This window comes from Vibrio sp. 1288, assembly GCF_033344475.1.
Genome location: NZ_JAWPOX010000475.1, coordinates 1 through 724 on the forward strand (window position 1 = coordinate 1; position 724 = coordinate 724).

The following is a 724-nucleotide window of genomic DNA, read 5'->3' on the forward strand; positions in this document are numbered from 1 at the left end:
GTATGCGTCGCGCGTGGTTAACGGTCGTGGTTTTGATTGTTGGGCTTGGTGCAAGTGTTTATGGGTTTACCTTGGTAAAACAATCGTTTTTCCCATCTTCAACCACGCCAATTTTCCAATTGGATGCGTGGCTACCGGAAGGTACAGATATTCGTGCGACTAACGATAAGCTAAAAGAACTGGAATCTTGGCTTGCTGAGCAAGAGCACGTTGATCACATCACAACAACTGCGGGTAAAGGTCTGCAACGCTTTATGCTGACGTATGCTCCGGAAAAAAGTTATGCCGCTTATGGTGAAATCACTACGCGAGTTGATAACTACGAAGCGCTTGCGCCGTTAATGGCACGGTTTAGGGATCACCTAAAAGCCAACTATCCAGAGATCAACTACAAGCTCAAACAGATTGAATTGGGCCCTGGTGGCGGCGCGAAAATTGAAGCGCGTATTATCGGCTCTGATCCAACGGTGCTTCGCACGATTGCGGCGCAAGTAATGGATATCATGTACGCCGATCCGGGCGCGACCAATATTCGCCACGATTGGCGTGAGCGTACTCAAGTGCTTGAGCCTCAGTTCAACGAAAGCCAAGCGCGTCGTTACGGTATCACTAAATCTGATGTGGATGATTTCTTGTCGATGTCGTTCTCGGGAATGACGATAGGTCTTTACCGCGACGGTACTACGTTGATGCCGATTGTGGCGCGTTTACCAGAAGACGAGCG

At 49.2% G+C, this 724-nt stretch carries 1 protein-coding gene; it reads left to right on the forward strand.

The features are described from left to right. The coding region (locus tag R8O11_RS27480) for an efflux RND transporter permease subunit (RefSeq protein WP_318194908.1) at positions 1-724 on the forward strand (724 nt) is incomplete at both ends.